This window comes from Chryseobacterium sp. CG10_8 (assembly GCF_058117085.1).
Genome location: NZ_JBYVEB010000260.1, coordinates 1 through 825 on the forward strand (window position 1 = coordinate 1; position 825 = coordinate 825).

At 29.8% G+C, this 825-nt stretch carries 1 protein-coding gene; it reads right to left on the reverse strand.

Translation table 11 applies throughout. The features are described from left to right. A partial coding sequence (locus tag AC4AGG_RS16630; protein WP_489773141.1) for an AAA family ATPase occupies positions 1-825 on the reverse strand: 825 nt, incomplete at both ends.

Below are 825 nucleotides of genomic sequence, written 5' to 3' on the forward strand. Positions count from 1 at the left end.
TCTTTATTATCTTTTAAATTCAAATTATTTCGTAGTACTTCATAAGCCTTTTTAATGAAAACCTGTTGGACTTGTGCATGTAAATGAGCTTCAGGTTCTTCTATTAGAATCAAGTGTAGTGGTTCTATAACTTCATCGTCAGTTATTGCATTTTTTCCAACCTTCATCCATTCATCCCTAAAACGTATTAATTTAAAAATGATTGAAATAAGATTTTGATATCCTAAACCATTATACTTTTCTGGCAATGATAAATCTTTGTCGAGGTAATACTTTACTGCTGAATCATGTTGAAGACCGTCAGAAGTTGAAACTTTAGTCGATAATTGAATTTGAGGATTACCGAATCCCGGATAATTCAATCCTTCAAGTTCTGAAAGAGATGTCTTAAAACTTTCTTTCAAATTCTTATCAAAATCATCTTGAGCATTATTGATTGACTCTAATGCATCTATATCTTTTTCAGTTGGTTCTAATGTTGGATTAAGATGCTTATCATAATAAGCTCTTAATTGTGAAGATAGATTCCTGCTATTATTACTCTCGACTGTTTCTGAATTGGCATCACTGAATCCTCGTTGAGCATTAATAATATCTATTTTTATTAACCCTTTTAAAACATCTCCTTCTAACGCTATATTATTATCTAACAATTCTTGCTTTTCATCATATTTATGAGGATCAAGCAAATAAGTTTTGATTGTAAAATGAGCATTAAGTTTACGTTCACAAAAATCCCAAAATGTCTTTGGCCATAGTTTAAAGTCTTTTCCTTTTTCTTGTGATAGCTTGTTTGATTTATTATAAAGAGCTATGAATTCTTTT